The organism is Psychrobacter fozii (assembly GCF_003217155.1).
GTDB lineage: Bacteria > Pseudomonadota > Gammaproteobacteria > Pseudomonadales > Moraxellaceae > Psychrobacter > Psychrobacter fozii.
Window position 1 is genome coordinate 42,773 of record NZ_QJSU01000012.1, and the last position, 23,451, is coordinate 66,223.

At 40.1% G+C, this 23,451-nt stretch carries 22 protein-coding genes; 5 read left to right on the top strand and 17 right to left on the bottom strand.

The features are described 5' to 3' along the window. Positions 1-14 precede the first annotated feature (14 nt). Positions 15-1,271, bottom strand: a complete 1,257-nt coding sequence (locus tag DFP82_RS13555) for an RCC1 domain-containing protein (RefSeq protein WP_110924256.1) — start codon at positions 1,269-1,271, stop codon at positions 15-17. 642 nt (positions 1,272-1,913) lie between these two features. Here DFP82_RS13555 and DFP82_RS13560 point away from each other — a divergent pair. Beyond that, the gene (locus DFP82_RS13560) at positions 1,914-2,615 is read left to right on the top strand and encodes a CBS domain-containing protein (RefSeq protein WP_110924257.1); all 702 of its coding nucleotides are present in this window, start codon (positions 1,914-1,916) and stop codon (positions 2,613-2,615) included. Positions 2,616-2,820: 205 nt separating this feature from the next. Further along, entirely contained in the window at positions 2,821-3,099 is a 279-nt protein-coding gene (locus DFP82_RS13565; RefSeq protein ID WP_110924258.1) for a peptidylprolyl isomerase, read from the top strand. A 210-nt stretch (positions 3,100-3,309) separates the two neighbouring features. On the opposite strand, the gene DFP82_RS13570 is transcribed toward DFP82_RS13565, so the two are convergent. Both DFP82_RS13570 and DFP82_RS13575 read right to left on the bottom strand, forming a co-directional pair. Next, the gene (locus DFP82_RS13570; RefSeq protein ID WP_110924259.1) at positions 3,310-3,918 is read right to left on the bottom strand and encodes a nitroreductase family protein; all 609 of its coding nucleotides are present in this window, start codon (positions 3,916-3,918) and stop codon (positions 3,310-3,312) included. A 198-nt stretch (positions 3,919-4,116) separates the two neighbouring features. Further along, complete coding sequence (locus DFP82_RS13575; protein ID WP_110924260.1) at positions 4,117-4,830, bottom strand: pirin family protein; 714 nt, start codon at positions 4,828-4,830, stop codon at positions 4,117-4,119. A gap of 182 nt (positions 4,831-5,012) precedes the next feature. Here DFP82_RS13575 and DFP82_RS13580 point away from each other — a divergent pair, with 182 nt between their 5' ends. Continuing rightward, positions 5,013-5,918, top strand: coding sequence for a LysR family transcriptional regulator (locus DFP82_RS13580; protein ID WP_110924261.1), 906 nt, complete (start codon positions 5,013-5,015; stop codon positions 5,916-5,918). Positions 5,919-6,337: 419 nt separating this feature from the next. Here the strand turns inward: DFP82_RS13580 and DFP82_RS13585 are convergent, their stop codons facing one another. Together DFP82_RS13585 and DFP82_RS13590 are read right to left on the bottom strand one after the other, a co-directional pair. Further along, positions 6,338-7,435, bottom strand: coding sequence for an Ig-like domain-containing protein (locus DFP82_RS13585; RefSeq protein WP_110924262.1), 1,098 nt, complete (start codon positions 7,433-7,435; stop codon positions 6,338-6,340). A 615-nt stretch (positions 7,436-8,050) separates the two neighbouring features. Next, positions 8,051-9,064 carry a helix-turn-helix transcriptional regulator gene (locus tag DFP82_RS13590; protein ID WP_181416329.1) on the bottom strand — a complete coding sequence of 338 codons (1,014 nt, stop codon included), beginning with the start codon at positions 9,062-9,064 and terminating at the stop codon, positions 8,051-8,053. A gap of 832 nt (positions 9,065-9,896) precedes the next feature. Between DFP82_RS13590 and DFP82_RS13595 the strand changes: the two genes are divergently transcribed. Further along, positions 9,897-10,505 (top strand): Crp/Fnr family transcriptional regulator, encoded by a 609-nt coding sequence (locus DFP82_RS13595; RefSeq protein ID WP_110924264.1) that lies wholly within the window; start codon positions 9,897-9,899, stop codon positions 10,503-10,505. Between the two features lie 8 nt (positions 10,506-10,513). On the opposite strand, the gene DFP82_RS13600 is transcribed toward DFP82_RS13595, so the two are convergent. The 3 genes from DFP82_RS13600 to DFP82_RS13610 form a co-directional block, all read right to left on the bottom strand. Further along, on the bottom strand, positions 10,514-11,503 hold the full coding sequence (locus DFP82_RS13600) for a dihydrodipicolinate synthase family protein (RefSeq protein WP_181416330.1): 990 nt from the start codon (positions 11,501-11,503) through the stop codon (positions 10,514-10,516). Between the two features lie 60 nt (positions 11,504-11,563). Further along, positions 11,564-12,748: an L-lactate dehydrogenase gene (locus tag DFP82_RS13605; protein ID WP_110924266.1), complete on the bottom strand. Its 1,185-nt coding sequence runs from the start codon at positions 12,746-12,748 to the stop codon at positions 11,564-11,566. A gap of 137 nt (positions 12,749-12,885) precedes the next feature. Continuing rightward, on the bottom strand, positions 12,886-14,067 hold the full coding sequence (locus DFP82_RS13610) for an alpha/beta fold hydrolase (RefSeq protein WP_110924267.1): 1,182 nt from the start codon (positions 14,065-14,067) through the stop codon (positions 12,886-12,888). A 280-nt stretch (positions 14,068-14,347) separates the two neighbouring features. Between DFP82_RS13610 and DFP82_RS13615 the strand changes: the two genes are divergently transcribed. After that, positions 14,348-15,298: an EamA family transporter gene (locus DFP82_RS13615; RefSeq protein WP_110924268.1), complete on the top strand. Its 951-nt coding sequence runs from the start codon at positions 14,348-14,350 to the stop codon at positions 15,296-15,298. A 349-nt stretch (positions 15,299-15,647) separates the two neighbouring features. On the opposite strand, the gene DFP82_RS13620 is transcribed toward DFP82_RS13615, so the two are convergent. The 9 genes from DFP82_RS13620 to madM all read right to left on the bottom strand — a co-directional run bounded on the left by DFP82_RS13620 (position 15,648) and on the right by madM (position 23,411). Further along, positions 15,648-16,451 (bottom strand): sulfite exporter TauE/SafE family protein, encoded by an 804-nt coding sequence (locus DFP82_RS13620; protein ID WP_110924269.1) that lies wholly within the window; start codon positions 16,449-16,451, stop codon positions 15,648-15,650. Between the two features lie 126 nt (positions 16,452-16,577). Continuing rightward, positions 16,578-17,486: a malonate decarboxylase subunit epsilon gene (gene mdcH / locus DFP82_RS13625; RefSeq protein ID WP_110924270.1), complete on the bottom strand. Its 909-nt coding sequence runs from the start codon at positions 17,484-17,486 to the stop codon at positions 16,578-16,580. Then, on the bottom strand, positions 17,464-18,351 hold the full coding sequence (mdcB, locus tag DFP82_RS13630) for a triphosphoribosyl-dephospho-CoA synthase MdcB (RefSeq protein WP_110924271.1): 888 nt from the start codon (positions 18,349-18,351) through the stop codon (positions 17,464-17,466). Before mdcB ends, mdcH begins: the two co-directional genes overlap by 23 nt. Beyond that, positions 18,278-19,003, bottom strand: a complete 726-nt coding sequence (mdcG, locus tag DFP82_RS13635; RefSeq protein WP_110924272.1) for a malonate decarboxylase holo-[acyl-carrier-protein] synthase — start codon at positions 19,001-19,003, stop codon at positions 18,278-18,280. The genes mdcB and mdcG overlap by 74 nt, the downstream gene beginning before the upstream one ends. Positions 19,004-19,034: 31 nt before the next feature. Next, complete coding sequence (gene mdcE / locus DFP82_RS13640) at positions 19,035-19,751, bottom strand: biotin-independent malonate decarboxylase subunit gamma (protein WP_110924273.1); 717 nt, start codon at positions 19,749-19,751, stop codon at positions 19,035-19,037. Between the two features lie 4 nt (positions 19,752-19,755). Further along, positions 19,756-20,643 (bottom strand): biotin-independent malonate decarboxylase subunit beta, encoded by an 888-nt coding sequence (locus tag DFP82_RS13645; RefSeq protein WP_110924274.1) that lies wholly within the window; start codon positions 20,641-20,643, stop codon positions 19,756-19,758. Beyond that, positions 20,636-20,953 (bottom strand): malonate decarboxylase acyl carrier protein, encoded by a 318-nt coding sequence (gene mdcC / locus DFP82_RS13650; protein ID WP_110924275.1) that lies wholly within the window; start codon positions 20,951-20,953, stop codon positions 20,636-20,638. Before mdcC ends, DFP82_RS13645 begins: the two co-directional genes overlap by 8 nt. Before the next feature lie 22 nt (positions 20,954-20,975). Further along, on the bottom strand, positions 20,976-22,631 hold the full coding sequence (mdcA, locus tag DFP82_RS13655; protein WP_110924276.1) for a malonate decarboxylase subunit alpha: 1,656 nt from the start codon (positions 22,629-22,631) through the stop codon (positions 20,976-20,978). Between the two features lie 21 nt (positions 22,632-22,652). Then, the gene (madM, locus tag DFP82_RS13660; protein ID WP_110924277.1) at positions 22,653-23,411 is read right to left on the bottom strand and encodes a malonate transporter subunit MadM; all 759 of its coding nucleotides are present in this window, start codon (positions 23,409-23,411) and stop codon (positions 22,653-22,655) included. Positions 23,412-23,451: the final 40 nt, after the last annotated feature.

A 23,451-nucleotide genomic window follows, 5' to 3' on the forward strand; every position in this document is an offset into this window, starting at 1 on the left:
TTTAGAGTTATTATTTATTTATTAGCATGAGTATTGAATAATGATTCGTGCAAACTTAGTACGAATTCTTTCGGCATATAATCTTCAGTTATTTCGCCTGTTCCCCATTGACCTCTGTCACTTTTATCGCCCCACATCCAAGCATTGCCTTTATCATCTATAAAAGAATAGTCGGCAAAACTACCTAAACCGTACTTTTTGACATTGATATTTTTACTGATAAGTATAGGTCGGTAAATATTGTCTTTAGTGGAACCAATTGGAGAATGATTTGATTTATATACAAAAGTTCCCCAAGTATATAACTCTCCATCAATGGTGTTAGCAGATTTGCTATTAACACTTACAACTCGAGCTAAACCCTTAATTTTTTCTGGCTGATCAACATTTTCCTTGCGATTTCCTTGCGCTGAATACTCATCATCACCCCAACTCCATACTGTACCGTCTTCTAATAAGACAATATTTGATATTCCTTCGGAAATATCAACAACCTTCTTATCAAATATGAATTTACATATTTGTATTTGAGGGTTTTTAGACAATAACTTTGTACCTTCGATACACTTATTAGAAAATAAATTCCCATAACGATCTAGAGCTAAGAAATATTCAGCATTTCCATCTATCTTAACTATATTATTGATACCAGTAATTTGAGTAGGGCTTTCAATTCTCTGACTTGAATTATTAAAAAGTTTCCAGCTGTTACTTCCTAGAAAAGATACTGTGCCCTGTTTATTTATAAAATATGATGAACCACCAATTCCAGCAGAAACATCAACTACATCACTAACGCCTTTAATCTGTCTTAACTCTGTAATAAAGGTATCTTTATCGTTAGGATCTATCTCTCCTTTAGAATTACTACCCCAACCCCATACCGTGCCATCTTCTCGCAATAACAACATATGATCTGCACCTGACACCGCCACTGCATCATTCACCCCTTCTACCTGTCTTGGCGTTGGGTCTTGTCCTGTCTTGGTATCACGCAGTAGACCATCTGTACCCCATGTCCAAAGCGTCCCATCGTCTTTCACCCCTGCGCTCCATGAGCTGGTCATGGCTAAGCGCTTGGGTTCGATGTTAATCTCAAGTGGGGTTTCTAAGGGCTCATCTGGCATATTTGCCACAGGGTATTTGTCTTCGGTAAGGGCTTTGAGGTGCTCGGAAGGGGATTTATCGCAGGCAGGTAAAGTAGATATAATGATTATTGCTACTAAACTCTTGATTATTTTTTTATTCAAGAAATTATTTATTTTTCGCATAAACGGTAGTATTTCAGAGATAATTAGTAACCAATACTAACAATTCTTTACATAATTTTATAGTTTTTTGTTTGGTTTTTTAAAGTTAACTATTACCTAAGGTGTTATAAATAAAGTAGAGGTTAGCAGTTCGAGTCTGCTTATGCTTACCAAATTTAGAAAGCCCCGATCTCACGATTGGGGCTTTTTTTGTCTGTGATATATAGGCTGTAGCAGTTCTGACTCTCATATATCTATACTTGTTCAATCTTGAAATACAAACTCTACAAAAAGCATGTGCCCAAGTTTTACCCAAACGGTGCCTAATTTTTTTATTTATTAGATAATGATGCCTTCTGACCACTACATAACCTCTTTACCTAATGGGTTCTGCGCAGTAATAAAAACTGCATCTTTGGGTAATAAAAGTTCCAATAAAGTTCTAGTGTCTTTGGAAGGCTACATTATTCTTAAAACTGTAGTGAGTTTGCTCATAGATTCGGATTAAGGTAGGGCTTAGCATTGAGTAATTTCTTAAAGTTTGAAGATAGGTCTTCAATCAACACTACGGGTCAATTTGAAATATTAGTATTATGTATTATTGAGCATGTTTAGATATCAAACTTACCTGCTACAAATGGACCTGAATACATTAGGAATAACATGAATAATTCTGAAAAATTTTTAGAGACTTATAATAACCTTGATCAATACCTTAAAAAGGAAATCAGAGCTGATGATTATGTCAGTTATGCAAATAAAGTAAAAAACTCAAAGAACACTGTTGTGAATAAATTTAAGGATGAACTGCTATCTTTTGGTACTTTAAGAAATGCAATAGTACATAACCCTAAAATAGATAATAAGGCTATTGCTGAACCTCATGATAGGACGGTGGAAAGATTCAATGAAATTTATGAAATAATAAATAACCCTAAAAAAGTAATCCCTACCTTTCAATTTGATGTCTTGGGGGCAAATAAGGATGATTATATCAATGATATCCTTAAGCAAATGAAGCAAAAATCATTCTCTCAGTTTCCAGTATTGGATTCAAATGAAGCTATTATAGAGTTAATCAATAACAATACTATCTCACGTTGGCTGGCTTCTGAAATAGATGAGAATGGAATGATTATCGTAGACGGAGTAACTGTCGAAAATTTGATTCCAGAAATTGAGTTTAAACGTAATTATAAGTTTATTTCTCGTGATACCTCGATATATAAAGCTTACGATCTATTTTTGAACCATATAAACGAGAAAGAAAGAAATCTTGATGTTCTGTTTATTACTCATAATGGAAAAGAAACAGAGAAGCTGTTAGGTTTGATTACTATTTCTGACTTAGCCCCTTTGATATAAAGTGGTTCAAGCTTATTTAAATGTCTGTTGAGTGCTGACTTAAAGTGCGTTAGTTCAACAACGGAACACTAAGCTACGCTTAAGAAACCGTACAACTAAACCTAAGTAAACTAAGCATAAAGTAGAGCCGACAGTTGAGATGAGCAACCAAGATGAGCCGTGATATAATATCTTGATAATCGATATTTTATGAAAGGTTTACATTATGGCTCGTACCGCTAGCGCATTACACATTTTAGTAAAACACAAAGAAGTGGCTGAGGACATTATTGTCAAGCTCAAAAAAGGCGCTAAGTTTGATGTGCTGGCTAAAAAGCACTCAAACTGCCCATCAGGTAAGAAAGGTGGCAGCTTAGGCGAATTTCAAAAAGGCGACATGGTGCCGGCATTTGATAAAGTCTGCTTCAACAGTGAACTCTACACCCCGCATTTAGTAAAAACTAAATTTGGCTGGCATGTGGTTAAAGTGCTTTACAGAACATAAGTGTTAGAGTCGGAGCTTTGATTGCAATCTAACTGAAGTACGTCCTGAACATCTTTCAGACCCATATTTCAAATAACTGTATTTCAAATGTCTGTATTTAAAATGACAGTAATCTTCTGATTGCATATCAGTTATAAAAAACCGATGAACCCGCTATGATATCTATTCATAGCGGGTTCATTGGTTATACCATCCTTAACGCTAGATTTATTAGCCAAACACTTTTAAACGACTGTCTACAGGCTTAAATGCTTTGTCACCTGCAGGCTCCTCGATCGCACCAAATACCATCTGTGCAACCAATTCCCAGTCCTTATCCACATTCCAAGCGTCGGCAACTTGACTATCAATGATAGGATTGTAATGCTGTAAGTTTGCACCGATATCTAAACTGGATAATGCCATCCAGATCATATACTGATGCATGGCACTGGTATGTTCAGACCACACTGGGAATTTGTCAGCATACAACGGTGCCGCTTCTTGTAAACCTTTAATCACTGCATGATCTTCAAAGAATAATATAGTACCTGCACCCGCTTTAAAACTATCAATTTTTTGCTTGGTTGACACAAATTTCTCATCGTCATTGACGATATCACGTAAGGTATCTTCCGTCATCTGCCACAGCTTTTGATGCTCCTCACCGAACAACACGATAATGCGCGTTGACTGTGAGTTGAACGCTGATGGCGTATGCAGAATAGCATGCTCAACCAATTTTACTACTTCATCATTCGATACTGGCAATTGATTACTTAGCGCATAAATAGAACGGCGTTTTTCTGCTAATTGCTGTAAATCTTGTAAATTTGACATGGTTTTCTCCAGTAGTTTTTATGAATTAAAATTAAATATTGATGCATTGGGATAAAATGTTGATGCATGGGGATAAATAGTCATTAGCCTTTGAAACCAAGATACCGTACTCCAAGATACCGTACTCAAAGTCTGGTTCTAGGTTCAATCTCGCCATTTAACATTTTGTGTATTACAAATAATGAGCGTAGAAAAGTATTAAGCCGTTATCGGTACTTCCATGAGTAACACTTTGGCGTCTTCTTCGATATTCACAGTGAACTGCTGAGCACCCCAAATACCAAGCGCATCTCTAGTGTCTAACGTCTTACCATTTACAGTGGCTTTTCCGCTAATGACAAAGAGATAAACACCATTATTAGTATCTTTTAGCTGATAAGACGCTGTCACGCCTTTATCAAAATCACCCATACTGAACCATGCATTTTGATGAATCCAGACACCTGCATCGTCAGCGTTTGGCGATAGTACTTGATTGAACATATTCGGCTGCATGATATCACCCATACGCATTTGCTGATAACGAGGGGTGACGTTAATTTTATTAGGGAGCACCCATATTTGCAAAAACTGCACAGCCTCATAAGCATTACCATTCATCTCACTATGAGTAATGCCCGTGCCGGCTGACATGACTTGTATCTCACCCGTTGCAATAATGCCTTCATTACCGATGTTATCGCCATGACTGAGCTTGCCTGACAATGGAATAGTAATAATTTCCATATCACGATGTGAGTGCTTACCAAAACCTTGCCCGCCAATCACAAAGTCATCATTAATGACACGTAGCGCGCCAAAGCCCATACGTTCTGAGTTGTGATAATTAGCAAAGCTGAAGGTATGGTTGCTTTTTAGCCAGCCATGATTGGCATTGCCACGAGAGTATGCTGCATGATAGATCGTTTGCATCATTTATCCCTAGTTATTAACTTATTGATTAACTTAGTTATTCGGAAGTTAAATAACGATAAATATTGATTAGTTAATTGGTTTAAATTATGGATATATTATAATTGTTGTCTAACTATAGATAAACATCAATAATTGCAAATGTAAGTTCTCATTTAAAGAACAATTAAGGGGCGGCTAAAATGGGACAACTAGAAGACATGGCAATGTTTGTACGCATTGTCGAAGCAGGCAGCATTACCAAAGCCGCAGAGCAATTAAATATCGCCAAGTCAGCTGTCAGCCGCCGTCTCAAGGAGTTAGAGACGCGCCTAGGCAGTCAGTTAATCAGCCGAACCACACGCCAATCGAACTTAACGCAAGCAGGTGAGCAGTATTACCAAAAGGTGAGCAACATACTGAATGAGGTTGATGCACTGAATGAAGCGTCCAGTGGTGCGCCAACACGTATCGAGGGCACACTAAAGATGACCGCGCCACTATCGTTTGGCTTGCTTCATTTAAAGGATGTCATTGATGAATACGCCAACCAGCATCCCAATCTGAATTTTGAATTGGATTTTTCTGATCGGCATACGGATTTAGTCGAAGAAGGGTTTGAACTGGCCATCCGTATTGGAGAAATGCAAGATTCTAGCTATCAGGCCAAACGCCTATCATTAATTCGTCATACCCTATGCGCCAGTCCTGAATATCTAGATAAGATGGGCACACCAAAAACGGTAGAAGATTTAGCGGATCATGAATTTTTACAATACAGCTTGAGTAAATCTAACACGATAGAATTGACAGATGAGCAAGGCAAAAAACATCAGGTGGACGTTAACTCAAAAATAAAAATTAATAATGGTGATTTTTTGCGTGATATGGCAGTGAAAGGTCATGGCATTACCTTTTTGCCAACCTTTATCACCTATCAGACCGTAGCCAGTGGCGAGCTAGTGCCCATCTTGCAGCAGTATCAACTACCCATGCTAACGGCCTATGCGGTCTATCCAAAGAATAGATTCTTGTCTCAGCGGTGCCGCTATTTTATTGATTTTATCGCTGAGCGTTTCGGTGATAATCCTTATTGGGATGAGTGCTAACCCTTCCAGTTCATCAAGTTAACACTCAAGAGAATCAATAATCTTAAAGAAGACGATTCGAATTTGTAGTAACTTCTAATTAAAAAATATCTTGAATATAGGTGAATTCAAATAAGTTCAACACAAGGAAACCGAGTGCAAGTTATATATTAGTATGGTTAGCGAGGTTGACGATGTAGCGGGTTTATATGAATTTGACTGTACTACAAACCTAATTAGGAACCGCAACCGCTTATCAGAAAGCACCATCTGTAGTCATTGACAGGTTTGGCTTTGCTTAGATTGGATTTGCTATGTTATGGGGATTCGTATTCTTTGCAGACACGCCAGATATTATCTTTTTGATTGGAGTGATCTTAATCGTTGTAGCGGGGATTATCTCTGTATGACATTTATTATCTTATTCACTTGAGCGTGTTTCAAACAGATGTATAACTAGAGGTAGACCATTTTTGGATACTTAAGCTTAAGTCAGTTAGATCAATATCGAAAGCATCCGCTGTTGGTTGATTCGCAACATCTATAATATCAGCAGCGGTTGCAACAATATCTTCAGTACCATCAAAGTTAATACCCGTTACTCCAGCAGGTACATCGTCAAAGGTCACAATAGCTGTGTCTATACCGCCATTACCGCCAATCACGGTGTAGGTCACATCTGGTACAGCACCTGCGTAACCATCGTTTGGCGTGAAGTTTAACGTGCCATCATTGGTAATAGTGATGATGCCGACATTTGGAATAGTCGCCATATCACCTGATTGATAAACTGTGGTATAGCCTTCAATCGTGAACCCCTCTACACTTAATGGATCACTTCCTAGATCAGTGTTATTGCCAAAAAAATTTACCTCAACTGGTATATTATGTGCAGTCTTCACACGGTTACCATTGGCAACTGCTGATTGCTTTGACACCACCGATACATCATTAAAGATGATAGTGCCTTTATCGCAGTCTCCGTGGCCACCAGTCATAGTGTAGGTCACGTCTGGCACAGCGCCTGCGTAACCCTTATCTGGCGTAAAGGTTAGCATGCCATTAGTGGTAATGCTTAAGGTGCCAATGTTTGGAACCGTCGCCGTGTCACCTGGTTGATAAACCGTGGTGTAGCCGTCAATCGTGAATTCCTCTATGCTTAATAGATCGCTGTCTGCACCAGTGTCATTGCTAACTATGTCTGTCAAAACTGGCCTATGATAGGCGGTCATCACGCTGTTGTTACTAGAAAACAGAGTACTATTGTCATTAAAGTCGTTGCTATCGCTATGACTGCTATCAGCAATCAAATCTAATGGCTCAGTCGCTGCTGCTGTCGGCATCCACCAAGGTATTGCTGCCGCAGGACATTCTACATCCCTTAACGCCTGCCCTTCTTCACTACCTATTACTAGCTGTGTTAGGCACTTAAAGGTATCACCGATATCTGACATATGGTAATACTTGCCATCTTCAGTCCCTAGTTGTACTTGGTCTACAATCTGAGTTCTATCATTAGTTTTGACTATAGTATTCATATACTTATATTTACCTTTTATTTTTTAAGTCAAATAATACAGATTAAGATATAGTTGAATTCAAATAATTTCGACGCAAGGAAGCCGAGCGCAAGCTATACACTAGTATGGTTAGCAAGGATAACGATGGAGCGGATTTATATGGATTTAACTATATATTCACATTAGACAATCAGTTGCGGTATCTTATTAAGCCGCTTGTATCAGTCATCATCAGTTCTGATAACGCTACTAGCATTAGTCAGTGAACGAATGTTTTTGTGAAAGTATGGATTATAAGAGACCTATTACTATCTGATAACCTCTTTAATACAGGTTAACTCGCACGCGGACAACGCCATATCATATTGACTCGAAATGCAACAAATAACTAAAAACCTCCAGTAGTAAAGGAGCAACATTACAATCGATATGAGTAGTGTTTGTCATACTCTTATTTTCAGTAAAGTAAGACTTATTACTGAAAAACCCATTAAAAAAGCCACTTATCTTTAAGTGGCTTTTTTAATGGGTTTTTTACGCAATTTGGATCAATCAAAGTGTATTGGCGTGAATACTGATTCAATCTACTGTCGAACCACTGTTATCCATGTCTTGCATCAATACCAAACATGCCTAGATGTTATCTTCTATATGACTTAGCTGGTTGTTTTGATACGTTTTCGGTGTTATCCCAAACCAAGTTTTAAAAACTTTAAAAAATTGACTGTGGGATTTGTAGCCCAATAGATAAGCAACGTCCGTTGTTGAAATCTTCCTTTCAGTTAGATACAGTTTGGCCAATCGCTTTCTAGTCTCTTCTAAAATCTCTTGGAACGTAGCTCCCTCGTCATGTAGCCTTCTTTGTAGCGTACTGACGCTTATATTCATTGAGTCTGCGACCTGAATACGAGTTGGCGAGCTCACACCCATCATAGTATCGATAATTATCTCACAGCGCTGTTTGTAACTCACTTCAGAAAATTGAGTGAACAGCATATTAAATAAAGGATTGATATAAAACTTTCTACCAAGCTCCTCTTCAGCTTTTATCAATAAACTAGCGGCATCTTTATAATGATTTTTACATTTTAAGGCATAGAGCAAACTTATTTTATTAGCAGACTCAGCAGGTGCCCCAAAGACAGATTCATAGTACGCTAACTCATAAGCCGTATGATGCTGTGCAACATATAATTTCTTTAACATACCTGGACAAAAAGCCTCTACGATTCGATAGACCAGTACCATAGCGCCATCAATCTGATGCTTATTCATCGTGTCTGGCGCGTTGGAGATAAAATCAAATCGAAGCAATCCTTTTTCTACAGAAAGTTTGAGGGTAATAGACTGTGTAATCAAGGGGAAAAAACGATATACGAGCCGACTGACCAACAAGAAAGGCAGCTCATTATTTACATTGGCAAAAGGCCTGACACATTCGCTAATAGCTTTATAAGACGGTAATGATTCAATGTTAACCAAAAAATTTAAGCTTAATCCTAAATAGTTGTCTTGCAAGGTGTTGCATAAGTCGTTTACTTCTTTCATAACAGCCGACATAGGCACTCTATCACCGCCGTAACTGTCCATTGATAAAAAAATCTCTGCAATTTTAGGAATGTCTTTTTCACGTTTTTTATCAAACAAATACAATGTCATTGCTTCTCTTATGGCAAACATCATACTCTTATGGGTACTGTATTCGGCTTCTATCATTTTTGACTCAATTACGATTGACTATATTCAATCTATCTTTTGACGAAACTAAGGCCAATGTTATTTGGGCCATAGATTCCTGAAACACTTTCCTGAAACACATAGTTATATTGGTTTGTTTGGTTGCTACAGACCCCTACTTTAAACAACTTTGGTTATCTAAAAAAGTGCCGTTTTTTGCTCCTTGATAAACTATAGAACCAGCTAATAATTTAAGGATTTTCTTTATATATCAGTCTTTTTTGACGAGCAAATTATCTAGAGTATTACCTGAAAGAACACAGCAGAACCTAACTCTGACTCATATTACTACACAATAGTCATAGAATACCTTTAAAAAAACTTATATCTCTGATTGTCATCACGCATTCTACGACATATCAGACAACATCATTTAAGGTCAACATTTCTAGTCTATTTATGCTTAACAACTCAAAAGCCCCAATCTCACGATTGGGGCTTTTGAGTTGTTAACATAAGAGCTGTAGCGGAAATTATGCTCAAATCAGTCTATAATCAAAATTACTCAATCAGCTACAATTGATAAAAAATCGAACCATCCATTAAAGCATTTAAACCAAAGACACTGTTTTGAATCTCTACTTCCACATTGCATCATTTATAAACGTATAAAACGGTTTAAACCAAAACATGTTAGATTAATAGTCTCGACTCACATGAGGGCGTTCTTCTGAATACGCTAATATTTTATAACTGGTTTGAAAAACTCCATGCAGATATTCAAGAGGATATTCGTTCAGCGATGACTCAACGAACGCTATCTGACGGCGAGGCATTATTCCGTATACAAGAAGCATCGAACGAGCTGTACCAAGTAGTATCGGGTAAAATAAAATGCAATATATATAGCCAAGATGGCACAGAAGTTGTCATCGGTACGCTGTTGTCAGGAGAGACATTTGGTGAGCAGGGACTGATAGATGAGTTGCCCAGAGCAACCAATACCTACTCAGTAGGTGATTCTGTCGTCAATGTATTGAGCAAAAGGCATTTTTTTCGACTTAACCATAAGCACCCTGAGATAAATACTCAGCTCCTAATCATGTTCTCTCATCGAATGCGAGTGGCCTTTGAGGTTAATACTGACAACCTAACGCTGCCTTTGCATCAAAGGTTAGCACGGTGCATATACAGAATTGTGCTCAATCAAAGCTCAAAAATGGCACAAAACAATGAGCTAGAAATCACTATCTCACACGCAGATTTGGCAAGGATGGTAGGCGTCTCTCGGCAGAGCGTCAGTAAAGAGCTCAAACAAATGGAGAGGGAAAAGCTTATCTGTATTCAATACGGAAAAATCGTTATCAACAATATGGATGCACTCTCAAAAGCCTATCACGATGCTAATTAAACAAGCGATCAAAGCGATGCCAAATCATCCATAATTAGCGCAATTTTTTCAGCTTCTGTGTCAGATAGACTGGGTAAAGGCGCTCTAACCGTTCTTTGAATAGGCAAGCCCTTAAATCTCAGAGCTTCTTTGATTTTAGCGTGAGAGCTGGTCACATTTTTTATTAATTTGACGGGGCTAGCACTAAGCAGACTTAACGCCAGATACTGGGTTTTTTCCGATAGATTTAATGCATTCACAATCGGCAACATACGCTTTAATGGTGCTCTATATTTTGTGAGATTTTTATCGCTGTTTTTAATGGCACAAAAATACTCATGTGCTTGCTGTGGCAGTACCGAGGCAATAGGACAAATCGCACCTACTGCGCCCAGCTTTATCATGGGCTCTAATAACAAGCTAAGCCCGCTAAAATATAGTGTGTCAGGTACATTAGACAAGATGCGTTTGGCCGTTGGAATATGTACAGAGCTGTCCTTGATACCAATAATATTGTCAATTGAAAGAATGGTAATTAGCTGTTCTGACGTAAATGACTTTTGGGTGATTTTCGGGAAATAGTAAAACAAGATAGGTTTTGCAGAGTGTTGCGCAATACATTCTAATGTTTGTAGATAATCTTCAAAAGTGCTTTGGTAATAATCAGGAACCAATAGCAATATGTAGTCAACGTAAGTGCTATATGAGGCTATTTTGTCTATCGCCTGCGTACTGCTATACACATGGACACCAGCAATGATTGACTTACTACGGTCTAGATAATTAAAAGCTGCCTTAATAATGTCATATTGCTCACTGTCTGAAAAATAAGGCAACTCTCCACCGCTTCCAAGCAAAGTAACGCCCGGTAAATCTGTTTGATTGTAATACTCCAAACACGCTTTTAAACCGTCAAAATCAATGCTTTCATCTCCATGTAATGGCGTATGAACAACGGGATATATGCCATGTGTCATGGTCATGGTCATGGTCATGGTCATGGTCATGGTCATGGTCATGGTTATGATCTTAGTCTTAGTCGTCATGCAAGTCATATGGCTTCTCCAAATAGAAGGTATTTAACTGAGCGGATTATTGAATGGTTGATTGAATCGCTCGATGACATCGCTATTGAGCTCTTCGATACGGCTTACCCCCATCAATCCCATCGTCGCAGCTATCTCCTGCTGATAGAGAGCCAATAGCTTGTTCACGCCAGCCTCTCCTTGCGCTGCCATCGCATATACCCAAGAGCGTCCTATCAAGACACTGTCTGCCCCAAGTGCTATGGCCTTCACGACATCGACACCATTGTGTATGCCACCATCCAATAAAACTTTGGTTTGCTGCCCGACGCTGTTCGCTATGCTCGGCAACTTATCAATGGTAGACGAGACACCATCTAGCTGACGGCCGCCATGGTTGGAGACAACAATGCCATCTGCACCTGCATCGACCGCTGCTTTCGCATCATCTGCATCCATGATGCCTTTGATAATAATATTGCCACTCCAGTTATTGCGAAGCCATGCGATATCTTTCCATGTGGCGCTTGGATCAAACTGACTCTCTACAAACGCTTTGTATCGATCAAGGTCACTTGCACTCTCAACCTTGTGTTTCAAATTGCATAAACTATGTGGTTTTCCTAAAATGCCAATATCAAGCAACCATCCTGGACGCGTAAATAACTGCGTTAGGTAAGAGATTTTTCCTTTTGTAGAACCACCTAACATACCATTTCGATAGTCTCTTAATCGCATACCAGGCAGCGCCAAATCAACCGTGAATACCAGCGTTTTGCACCCTGATGCAGCAGCACGATGCAACATATCTAGCACAAGTGCCCTATCACGCAGCATATATAGCTGAAACCAAAAAGGCTGATTGGTCGCACTTTGCACTTCTTCAGACGAACATATCGCCACAGTAGACAGGGTAAACGGTATGCCATTCTTTTCTGCTGCCCTCGCCGCCTGCACTTCTCCGCGCCTTGCAAACAGTCCAGCCATACCGACAGGTGCTAGTGCCAATGGCATCGACAGAGACTCTCCAAAAAGAGTCGTTGAGGTATCAACGGCTGACACGTCTCGCATGACTCGCTGTCTTAGCGTATATCTTTTAAAGTCTGCTGTATTCGCTTGCAATGTTTGCTCAGCATTTGCGCCGCCCTCTATGTAATCGAACAAAAAATTGGGCAAGCGTTGTTTGGCCTGTCTTTTATAATCATTGGTCGTAACAGCAACGACATTATATTTACTCATTGTTTTTCTCCCAAGCCACTTCTAAGGTCAGCTACTTCTAAAGCCTGCTACCTTTAAAGCCAGCCATATTTAAAATCAGCCACGTAGTGAGCATTGCAGATTCAAATAATGAACCGCAATGCCAAGTATTTGCGCTGTTATTTTTTATCTTTGAGAAATTCAATCATGATGTCATTCACCGCATCAGGCTGCTCTTGTTGCACCCAGTGTCCTGCGCCTTTTACAAAGTGAATCTCTAGCTGCGCGATACTCGCCTTCATCGCTTCAAAGTTGCCATAGCTCTGATACGGCCCCCAGTCTTTTTCGCCTGCTATAAATACCACGGGCACATCGATAGATTTACCGCTGAAGGTTTTTATCGCATGGAAATATTTTGGATTGGTGGCACAGCGATAAGAATTCATAGTGCCTTGGAATTGCGTGCGGGTGAATTCATCAGAGAACACTTTTAGCTCGTTATCGGGTAACCATTCACAGGCATCTATTTGTGCTTGGGTTGGCATAAACTCCATGACTTGCTCAGGCATACTTTTATCCAGATCCATCACATAGTATTTTGGAATTTTAGAAAACTCCTCAAGCGTTTTAGCTTGTAGATTGTGCGGATTGTTCTCTTGCCAATCGCCACTCTTGGCATGATTGTATGCCCGCATAAAATCATGAATTCCCTGAGGTGCATTCATAATTTCATCGTTAGCATGAGGTGAGGCAAAGTACATTTGATAGTGTTTGCGGGGTGGTACTAAAGAGCCAAGCTGCTCTTCCATACTTTTGGTCAAGGTTGGATCATAGTTTGTGGCATCTTTTGGTAGATTGGCTGAATTAAATGGAAATTGCGGCGTGCCTGGCCAAGGCGTACTCATGATGATTAGAGACTTGAAAATATCAGGACGGATAAAACTACATAGCGCTGCCGCAGGAGAACCAAAGTCATGGCCCGCAACGGCAGCGACTGATTTATAGCCTAATGCATATACCAGCCCAATCATGTCTTGCACATTATTGTATAAACTAAACTGGTCAAGATTACAGTCGAAACCTGTCTCCCACCCTGTCGTTCTTCCACTACCGCGTAAGTCAGGCGCAATCACATGAAAGCCTTGGTCAGCCAAAGGCACCAGCTGCTTGCGCCAGCTATAGGCCAGCTCTGGATGACCATGCAAAAGCAGCACAACTGGTCGGCTTCCTTTCTCAGACTCCGCTTCTTCAAACCCTGCTTCTAAAATATGAACATTTAGACCATTGTTGTTATCAATAAAACGCGATCTGATTTTTGGATCAAGCGTATCGGTACCATAAGCATTTTTATTACTATTCATCATTCATCCCTGATTAATTTATTTAGTGATAAGTTAAGGCTTGTCGTTGACGACGTCCCTTTCCTACAGACCATAATTTCATAACAGCACTTAGAAGTTTGTCGCGCACACGACAATTCCTCAATAAATGAGAGATAAATAAATTTAATATTTGAAAATAAGCCTATGCGTTATATTTTTACGCTTAGCTAATTTGCCAATGTTCCTAGTGATAGAATGGCTGATGATATATTCTCGAATATAATTCTAATAACCAGTCATCATTTTTTAGGCCAATTATATGACCCCTTTATATACTGCATTAGCTGTACTGGTTACCTTTATTTGGGGTGTGAACTTTACCTTTATTGCGTGGGGGCTCGACAGCTTTCCTCCACTGATGCTCACGGCCCTACGTTTTTTCTTTACCGCTATACCACTGGTTTTTTTTCTTAAGCCGCCTAAATTCAACCGTACGTTATTTATCTATGCCATCGGTACGTTTGTCATGCAATATGCTTTTGTATTTACTGCTATGCATTTGGGTGCGTCGGCAGGATTGACGGCGCTATTGCTACAAATTCAAATTTTTATCACCGTACTGCTAGCATATATCATGCTGGGTGAGGCAGTAAATCGCATGCAAATCATAGGTATGATAGTTGGCATACTAGGATTGGGAGTGATTGCGCTAAACCTTGGTGGCGATATGCCTTTGGCTGGGTTTGTCTGTATCTTGATTGCAGCAATAGGCTGGAGTTTTGGCAATATCGCATCAAAGCAAGCATCGGCTCAAGCAACCTTAAAGTCCGCGCAGCAGGAATCAAGCGTGTCTAACATCTCGCCTACCACTGGTAAAAACAAAGCTTCTGCATTATCTGCGCTAGCACTAGTGGTGTGGGGCGGTCTAATTGCTTGTGTAATCTTGACGCTGTCTTCTCTCATATTTGAGACTGACGCATGGCAGTTGGCGACGTTCACAGACGCATCGCTCAAGTCATGGTTATCGCTTGGGTTTATCGTGTATATCTCAACCTTGATTGGTTTTGGACTGTGGGCACATCTGCTTAGCCAAAATGCGGCCTCTAAGGTGATGCCGTTTGCTTTATTAGTGCCCGTATTCGGTATGACAACATCCGTGTTACTCACAGGGGAAGTAGTGACATGGTGGAAGATGCTAGCAATGATATTGATCTTGTCTGGCTTGTTATTGGCAAATATGAAGCTAAAAAAGAAGCCTCGATTAGTATAAAGCGGTAGTAAGTTCTTAGCCAAAACTGCTGATATATTAGCGCAACGTGAGGATGAAGGTTGGTCCAGGTTGTTAGGGTATTTAACAAAGGTAAGAGCTTTGGCAATACCTCAAATAGATATCTTAGTAATAATTTCATCTCTGCTTGATTGATGTGAATGGCTTTTTTGGTCTATGTGATTGAAACGCCATTCACATTTTTTAATAATAGAAAAATTCTTGTCAGTTTTCCTAATTGAGCTGTCTACTATACTTTTACTTATTAAATTGGCTTTTAATGGATAGCCTATATAAATGCTTAATCCATTGCTATGATTCTTATTGTCTTAAGAGTTGGCTTATAAACCACCTACAATATGCCAATACCACTCAGCAGTAATTGACCACCTGCGACTAACAATAATAGGCCAAAGGCACGCTTAAGCATCAAAGCTGGCAATACATGGGCAAGCTTGGCACCAACTTTTGCCATCGCAAAGCTCGCCACCGAAATACATAAGAAGCCACTAATATGCACAAAGCCTATCGTACCTTCAGGAAGGTTGGCCACGTCTTGACCAAACCATGCAAAGCCTACCGCACCAGCTAAAGCAATCGGTAAACCACAGGCAGCGGAAGTCCCAACTGACTGCTTCATTGGCAAGCCTGCCCAATTTAAAAATGGAACGGTCAAACTACCACCGCCAATACCAAAAATAGACGATGCCATACCAATACCGGTACCCGCCCCAAACTGTACACTAGCAGGTGGTAATGGCTTCTCTACTGACTCTTGATTAGAGAAGAACAACATTTTTAGCGCCATTAGTAATGCACCAATACCAATAATAATTTGTAGCATCTGACCTTCAATCATATCAGCAATGCCTGCGCCAACCAGACTGCCAATAACTAGACCCAAGGCCATATGACGCCAGACCTCCCAGCGTATACCGCCACGTTTATTATGAGCCGTTAGTGAGCTGATAGAGGTCACAACAATCGTCGCAAGAGAAGTACCAATCGCTAGATGAGTAATAACTTCAGGAGGAAAATTATACGCCGTAAAAATCCATACGAGTACTGGGACAATAATCATGCCGCCGCCCACACCAAACAAGCCAGCGCTAACGCCTGCGAATGCCCCTGCAATAATAAACCACACATATAACATCGAGATCCTACCTTTTGATTATGGTCAAAGTAAATCATTAAGATTTACTTTGATCTGATAGCTTTATTAACAATATTCTAAAAACCAGATATCTGGCTCTGTATTCTAAAATTTACGGCTAGCACATTAACGATTTCTTTCTATCCAGTCTTTTAATCCATCTAAGTTACGAAAATCATCCCAACTCCTACAAGGCACATGCGGTAGCAAGTTATTTACCATTCTGGACAAAGCATTTCCCGGACCTATCTCTATCACCATGCTCGGCTGGTATTCTTCAATACTTTCTATACAGCAGTACCAATCTAATGCATGATCTATTTGACGTGACAAGATATCTAAACCTTGATTTGTCTCACTGTACCTTATGCCTTCGATTGCACTAATAATCGGTGTTGTCATAGCGGATAAAGCTAATGAGTATGTATATTTACGGAACTTCGCCGACGCACCCTGCATCATTACCGTATGTGACGGCACTGATACATTTAGCAGTTGTACATTTTGCGCACCTAATGTCTGGGCAATTTGTATAGCCTGTTCAAGATTTTTTTTGTGACCCCCTATAATGAATTGGTCTCTATTAATCTTGATAGATAGATAGGTTTTACTCTCTTCAAGCAATTGATCCAGCTTACTATCAGGCACACCTTTGATTGCTAATAACCCGCTAGACTCTGTCACTTCTTGCTGCATGAGGTTGGCTCTTTGACTAACTAAATCTAACCCGTCCTCAAATGTGAGCTGGCTACTACAACAAAAGGCACTTGCCTCTCCCAAAGAATACCCAGCAAAAGCCGTTGGTGCTGCAATCAATTGACGTAGCTGATGCCATCGATAGTATTGCAAAGCATAAATAAACGGTTGTGCAACTTTGTTATCAAACAACTTATCACTATCAGAATTTTCATCGAATAACTCTGGTGCAATAGCGCTTAGAACGGATTGCTCATGCTCCGAGGCATAGGCCAGTATTTCATCCACGTGCTTTTGGCTTTGTAGACCTTGCCCACTAAATAGGATAATTAAATTCATTTTCCACCTTATAAAAAAATATCGTGACGGCCAATAGATCAGCACTGCCACCTGGGCTGAGGTTATTATGAATAAAATACTGATTGATATTACTTACTTTTTGGCGCCAATCTGATTGATGTACGCCCCCTGCTTGCAAAAACTGCTTCGCTAACACTTGCGCATTTTCTAAGTCTTTTATCCCGCCTCGCCACACGATATTAGTATCTGACAATACGGATATCAGTGTCATTAATGACTGCATGCTGGCTTTTTCAAAATCTCGAGTGCTATAGATAGTGTCATAGAAGCATGGCAAAACGTCAGTTAAAATAATCTCAAAGCCATTAGAAACCATCTCAATAGCACCAGTTATGCCGTACTTCTTAAACATTTTTTGACCGTGGCTATCTGGCTCACGCTGTAGACGAGTCGTTAAATCAAACTGCCACCGATCCACCAATTGCTCACAGATATTTTTAGCGGTTAGTGGTATTTCTGCTTGTATACATCTACCAATCGCTGCACAGACAAAACCTAAATTAAATATTGCACCCTTATGAGTATTAATATTTTTGGTCGCCTCTCTCATTTTTGCTTCTTGGTAAATTCCCATATTTTTTAAGTCATCGAATGGTCTGTCATCATGGCCAAACTGACTCAACGTGGAAAAATACCCTTTCAAAGAGTTGATACTATTAATAAAGGTAAGGTGGTTCATATCTGTGTGGCTGCCATTGCTAGACGGACAGACCAATCCTGGTTTATTCTCCAAACTTAATTCATCATATAAAGCTTCACATGCTAATTCATCAATCTGTTGCCAGACTGCCTGTGTGGGCAATAAAGGCTTGTTTGTTCGATCTAATAAAGTGTTCAAATTCATCAGTATTCCATCCTAGTAATACGTCTATTTTTTGAAGTTTGATATCACAAAGGGTTTTTACTAAAACGGTTGGGACATCAAACATAATGGCGTAGATTAGCTCATTAAAAGATACGTCGTTACATCCATGTAATCTTATCTCCCCATCTAACTTTAAACCCACAGTAGATTTTGCAAGCAGATTAAAGACTTCCACTTCTAATAGTATTTGTGAAATATCATTACTGTGTGCAACGATTAAAATATCCAAATCTGATGTTGGTTTCACAAAAGGCAAGCCCGTAAAGTATTGATTGGCAAAGGAGCCATAGACACGCACATCACAATTTAAATCAGCACAGCGTTCGATAAATTGTTGAGTAGGTTTTTGAATCGCTTTCGGTAACTGAGGTATTAAAGCCTCAAGCGCTAAAGGTGGCTTGATAACGTCAGGAGTTGTAGATAGCGTTAGTGCCAATCGATATTTACGACCGTCCTCTATATAACTGGTCGCAACCTTGATGACATCGCTTATATCTTGTCTACAAGCTGTCAGTGGTTGTTGAGACTCAATCATCTTACTAACAGCCATGGTCACCGATAAAGGTAGAGATGCATTCATAAAGTCATATGGCTCATGGCGCTGTAAGTAAACTAAATCATGACGTTGCATACATCTCACCTCTATAAAGACCTGTTTAATATTAAGCGGTCAAAACCGACTGAACAATATCATTGCATAACAAACGCCCTTTTCTTTCTTCTGCCACTTGCCGGCGATTATCTATAAGAAAATCATCAATATGTGTCAGTTGGGATTCAAGAGCGTTTTCGACCAAATGTTCATCAAGCGCTTTCCAGATATCATTAACGGCGCCCATTGCATAGTAGTTCTCTACACCTGGGGCAAAAATGGCTGATGTCTGTGATAATGACTTCAACTTATCTAACGGTATCTTAGTCACCCTCGACATCGCATTTAAATCCATCACTTTCACTTGGCTTGATTGCATGGCAAATACTTGATTTGCCATGAGACCATAAGATAAGAACCCACCACTGACCGCCTCACCCAAAACGATGGCTAAATTTGGATGACCGCTGCGTTTGAGCAGATCAACACAAGATGCCAGATGAGCAAACGTTCTATTGAGACATAACAACTCGTCAGCTCTCGATGAGTCTTGTCCCATCGTGTCTACGATAAATACGATAGGCGTTTTTTTACCTTGTGCTATGACATCTAATATCTCATTGGCAAGCGTCATTGCAATCAGTTGGTTCATAGCGGCGGAATCAACGGTACCAATGATTTCAACCTTGCCCATTTTGGTCTCTGCACTACCTCGTATCATTGAATGCTCAATGTGATACTCAAGCTCGTTAGGAAACAACGCTTCTAAAATTGTTTTCGTTTGCATGATATTATCCTTTTTTAATAGCTCTAATCTGTTGAGCGCTAAGCATGGAAATAGATTCAGGGTTGTCTATATTCATCGACTGCCAAATTGGTATGCTGTCTTTTTCACCAAACCATTTATCATATTGGCTTTGCAATGAGGCTTGCTGTTGCTGTAAATACGCTAAGTCCAAATCAATAGCAGGTTGCTGCAGAGCCTCAACAATCCCTTGAGTAATATCAGTTACATCATCTTCTACCAAAAATTCGACATGATTGAGCAAATAACGTGTCTTACCACCTGTCACTCGCCATACTAAAGCTCTGTCTTTAGAATCAAACTCTTCTACACCTTTAATGGTTTCAATCACTTCAGGGCCTGAAAGAGCCAGACGCCCCTCCTCTGTCATAATGACATGTGTACTTAGACACGCACATATACCCATACCACCGAAGGCACCATTCGTACCACCGATGACGGTAATAATAGGAATGCCCACATTGCGAACCTTTAACATCGCACGCATAATCTCAGAAATCGTAATCAAACCAGCATTTGCCTCGTGAAGGCGAACACCACCTGAATCAACCAAAAAGATGATGGCTTTGGGCTTTTCTTGAATAGCTTTGAGTAACATGCCGACAATTTTTGCCCCATGTATTTCCCCTACAGCACCACCCATGAATTTGCCTTCTTGAGCAATCATGTATATTGGCTCATCTTGAATTTTTGCCTGCCCAATAATGACACCATCATCGAAACTGCCTACGATATCTAACGAGGCAAGATTAGGACTCACAGGGATGCTACCGGGTTTAAGAACTTCTTGAAAACTGTTCTTATCAACAATACTGGCGATTCGATTACGTGCCGTCTTTTCATAAAAGCTTTGTTGAATATTTGAATTATCCATGTGATTCTTCCTCTAAGATATTAATCGCTTGGCTTAAGCGTAGACTCACTACTGCGGGAGTCGCGCCCATATCATTGACCTTAAACTCCAATCCGCCTACTGCATAACGACTAGAGAAATCCTGCAACACAGTCTCCCAAATATGATCAAAGCCTGCGACTGACGTATCAATAATGAATTTACTACTTTCATTATTCGCTAGCGGTGTTACTAATACTTCTAAATTGCCTGAACCAACCACACCGCAAATAACTTCTTTTTTGATATTTTCGATGGGCTGTGAAATGAAGTCGAAATTAAGTACATTCATAGTTATATCCTTAGTATTATTTTTACCAGTTTCTGAAACGACTTGGTGGAGAGTAAGTACCATTGGACCACTTCACTAAATCTTTGACAGATTTGGCGGCCAATAGATCTCTCGTCGCTTTTGAAGCATCTACGCCAATATCTTCTGGTCTTTGGATAATCCCACGCTGTCTTAATTCTTTGACTTTTTCATGATCTCGTTGCATACCGATAGGTGTGTAACCCGCTACGCCGCGAATCGCTTGCTCTCTCTCTTCTGGAGTACGACACAATAGTAAGTTTGCAATCCCTTCTTCAGTCACGATATGCGTGACATCATCGCCATAGATCATGATGGGTGGAAAATCACTTCCCATTTTTTCTTGTAGTTGCCATGCATCAAGCTCTTCAACAAAGACAGAATCCATATGCTCACGGTAAGTTTCTACCATTTGCACCACTAGCTTCCGACCTTTTACCACGCGTCCGTCTGTCGCTTCTTGACCTGCTTTGAGATATGCATAGCTAGAATGTCTACGTCCATGTGGATCTGACCCCATATTGGGAGCCCCGCCAAAACCTGCAATGCGATCTACCGTCGCTGTCGAGCTATTACCTTGTAAATCAATCTGTAAAGTTGCCCCTATAAATAAATCACAAGCATACAAACCTGCCGTTTGACTAAAAGCACGGTTGGATCTCATACTGCCGTCTTTGCCCGTAAAAAACACATCAGGGCGACTTTGAATGTATTCGTCCATCCCTACTTCTGAGCCAAAGCTATGAATACTATCGACAAACCCGCTTTCTATCGCTGGAATCATAGTAGGATGAGGATTGAGCGCCCAATTAGTACAAATTTTACCTTTAAGGTTCAACTCTGCTCCGTAAGTAGGTAACAGCAATTCAATGGCAGCCGTATTAAAGCCGATACCATGATTCAGGCGTTTAATTTGATAAGGTGCATAGATGCCTTTTATGACCATCATTGCCATCAGTATCTGTACTTCGGTAATTTGAGCAGGGTCACGGGTAAACAAAGGCTCTATATAGTTGGGCTTAGGTGCCACAATGAAAAAGTCCACCCAGTCCGCAGGAATATCAACGCGTGGTACGTTATCTACTAGCTCATTCACTTGTGCAATGACAATACCGCTTTTGAATGCTGTGGCTTCTACAATTGCTGGCGTATCTTCGGTATTTGGGCCCGTATACAGGTTACCTTCGGCATCTGCAGAATGTGCCGTGATCAAGCACACGTTTGGTATTAAATCGATGAAATATCTACCATATAACTCTAAATAGGTATGGATGGAGCCAATTTGAATTTTTTGTTGCTGAACCAGCTTTGCCAGTCTTAATGCTTGTGGACCAGAAAAGGAAAAGTCGACCTTACTCGCAATACCTTTTTCAAAGATATCGATATGACTCGGAAGTGCTAAAACCGACTGTAATATGTGCAAATCATTCAGCACTTCATTGTTGCACTGAGACAAACACTCCGATAAGAAATCAGCTTGTTTTTGGTTGTTACCTTCTATACAGACTTTATCTTCAGGGACCAGTACCGTTTCCAGCAATTCAATAGCTCTATTGCTCGGTACCAGTTTTTCCAAGCCTTTATTCTTCGCTTCATTCAGCTTTGTAGCCCGTCGCTTTTTTTGTATATCCCATGTTTTTTCTTCGATATTCGTTTTCATAAAACTTCCTTTATCTACTTATTAAAATATGGCATTTAAAGTTAGGAAAAATATAGATGGCCCTAATAAACACCCTAGCCCTGTGTAGAACGTAGCCACTAATGCGCCATAGGGAACTAATCTTACATCTGTACCTGCCAGCCCAGCTGCTACACCACTCGTCGTACCCACTAAGCCGCCGAAAATCATGGCTGAACGAGGACTTTTAAGTTGCATGAACTTAGCAAGCAATGGCGTTGAAATCATAAAAAATACGGCTTTGATTAAACCAATCGCAATAGACAAGGCAATCACATCGGAGCTTGCGCCAACAGCAGTACCTGTAATTGGACCCACAATATAGGTCATCGCACCCGCACCAATAGTCGTCATAGAAATAGCGTCTCTATAACCTAATGTCCATGCAACACCAGCGCCTACCACGAACGGGATAACGCAGCCTAATAACAAGGCAATCATGCCAATTTTTCCAGCACGTTTTAGTTCTTTGACATCTACCTCAAATGCAGTCGATGAGATAGCAAGATCTCGAAGCATCGCTCCGCCTAAGAGGGTGAATCCAGAGAAAATTTCAATATCAGAAATACCTTTGCTACCAGTTGTATATAGACCTGCAAAGTAAGCAGCAATCAAACCGAGGGTGATAGCAATAGCAGATGACTGTAGTTTGCCTCTAGTTAGATATTTAGATAATATTTGAGAGAAAAGCATCACCAGACCTGTTACTGCAATAGCAGTGACGAAGGCGTTTTTAGTGAGCGTCTGTATAATTAAGTCCATTTAATTACTCCATTTCGCGCTTTAATTAGTTGCGTAGATT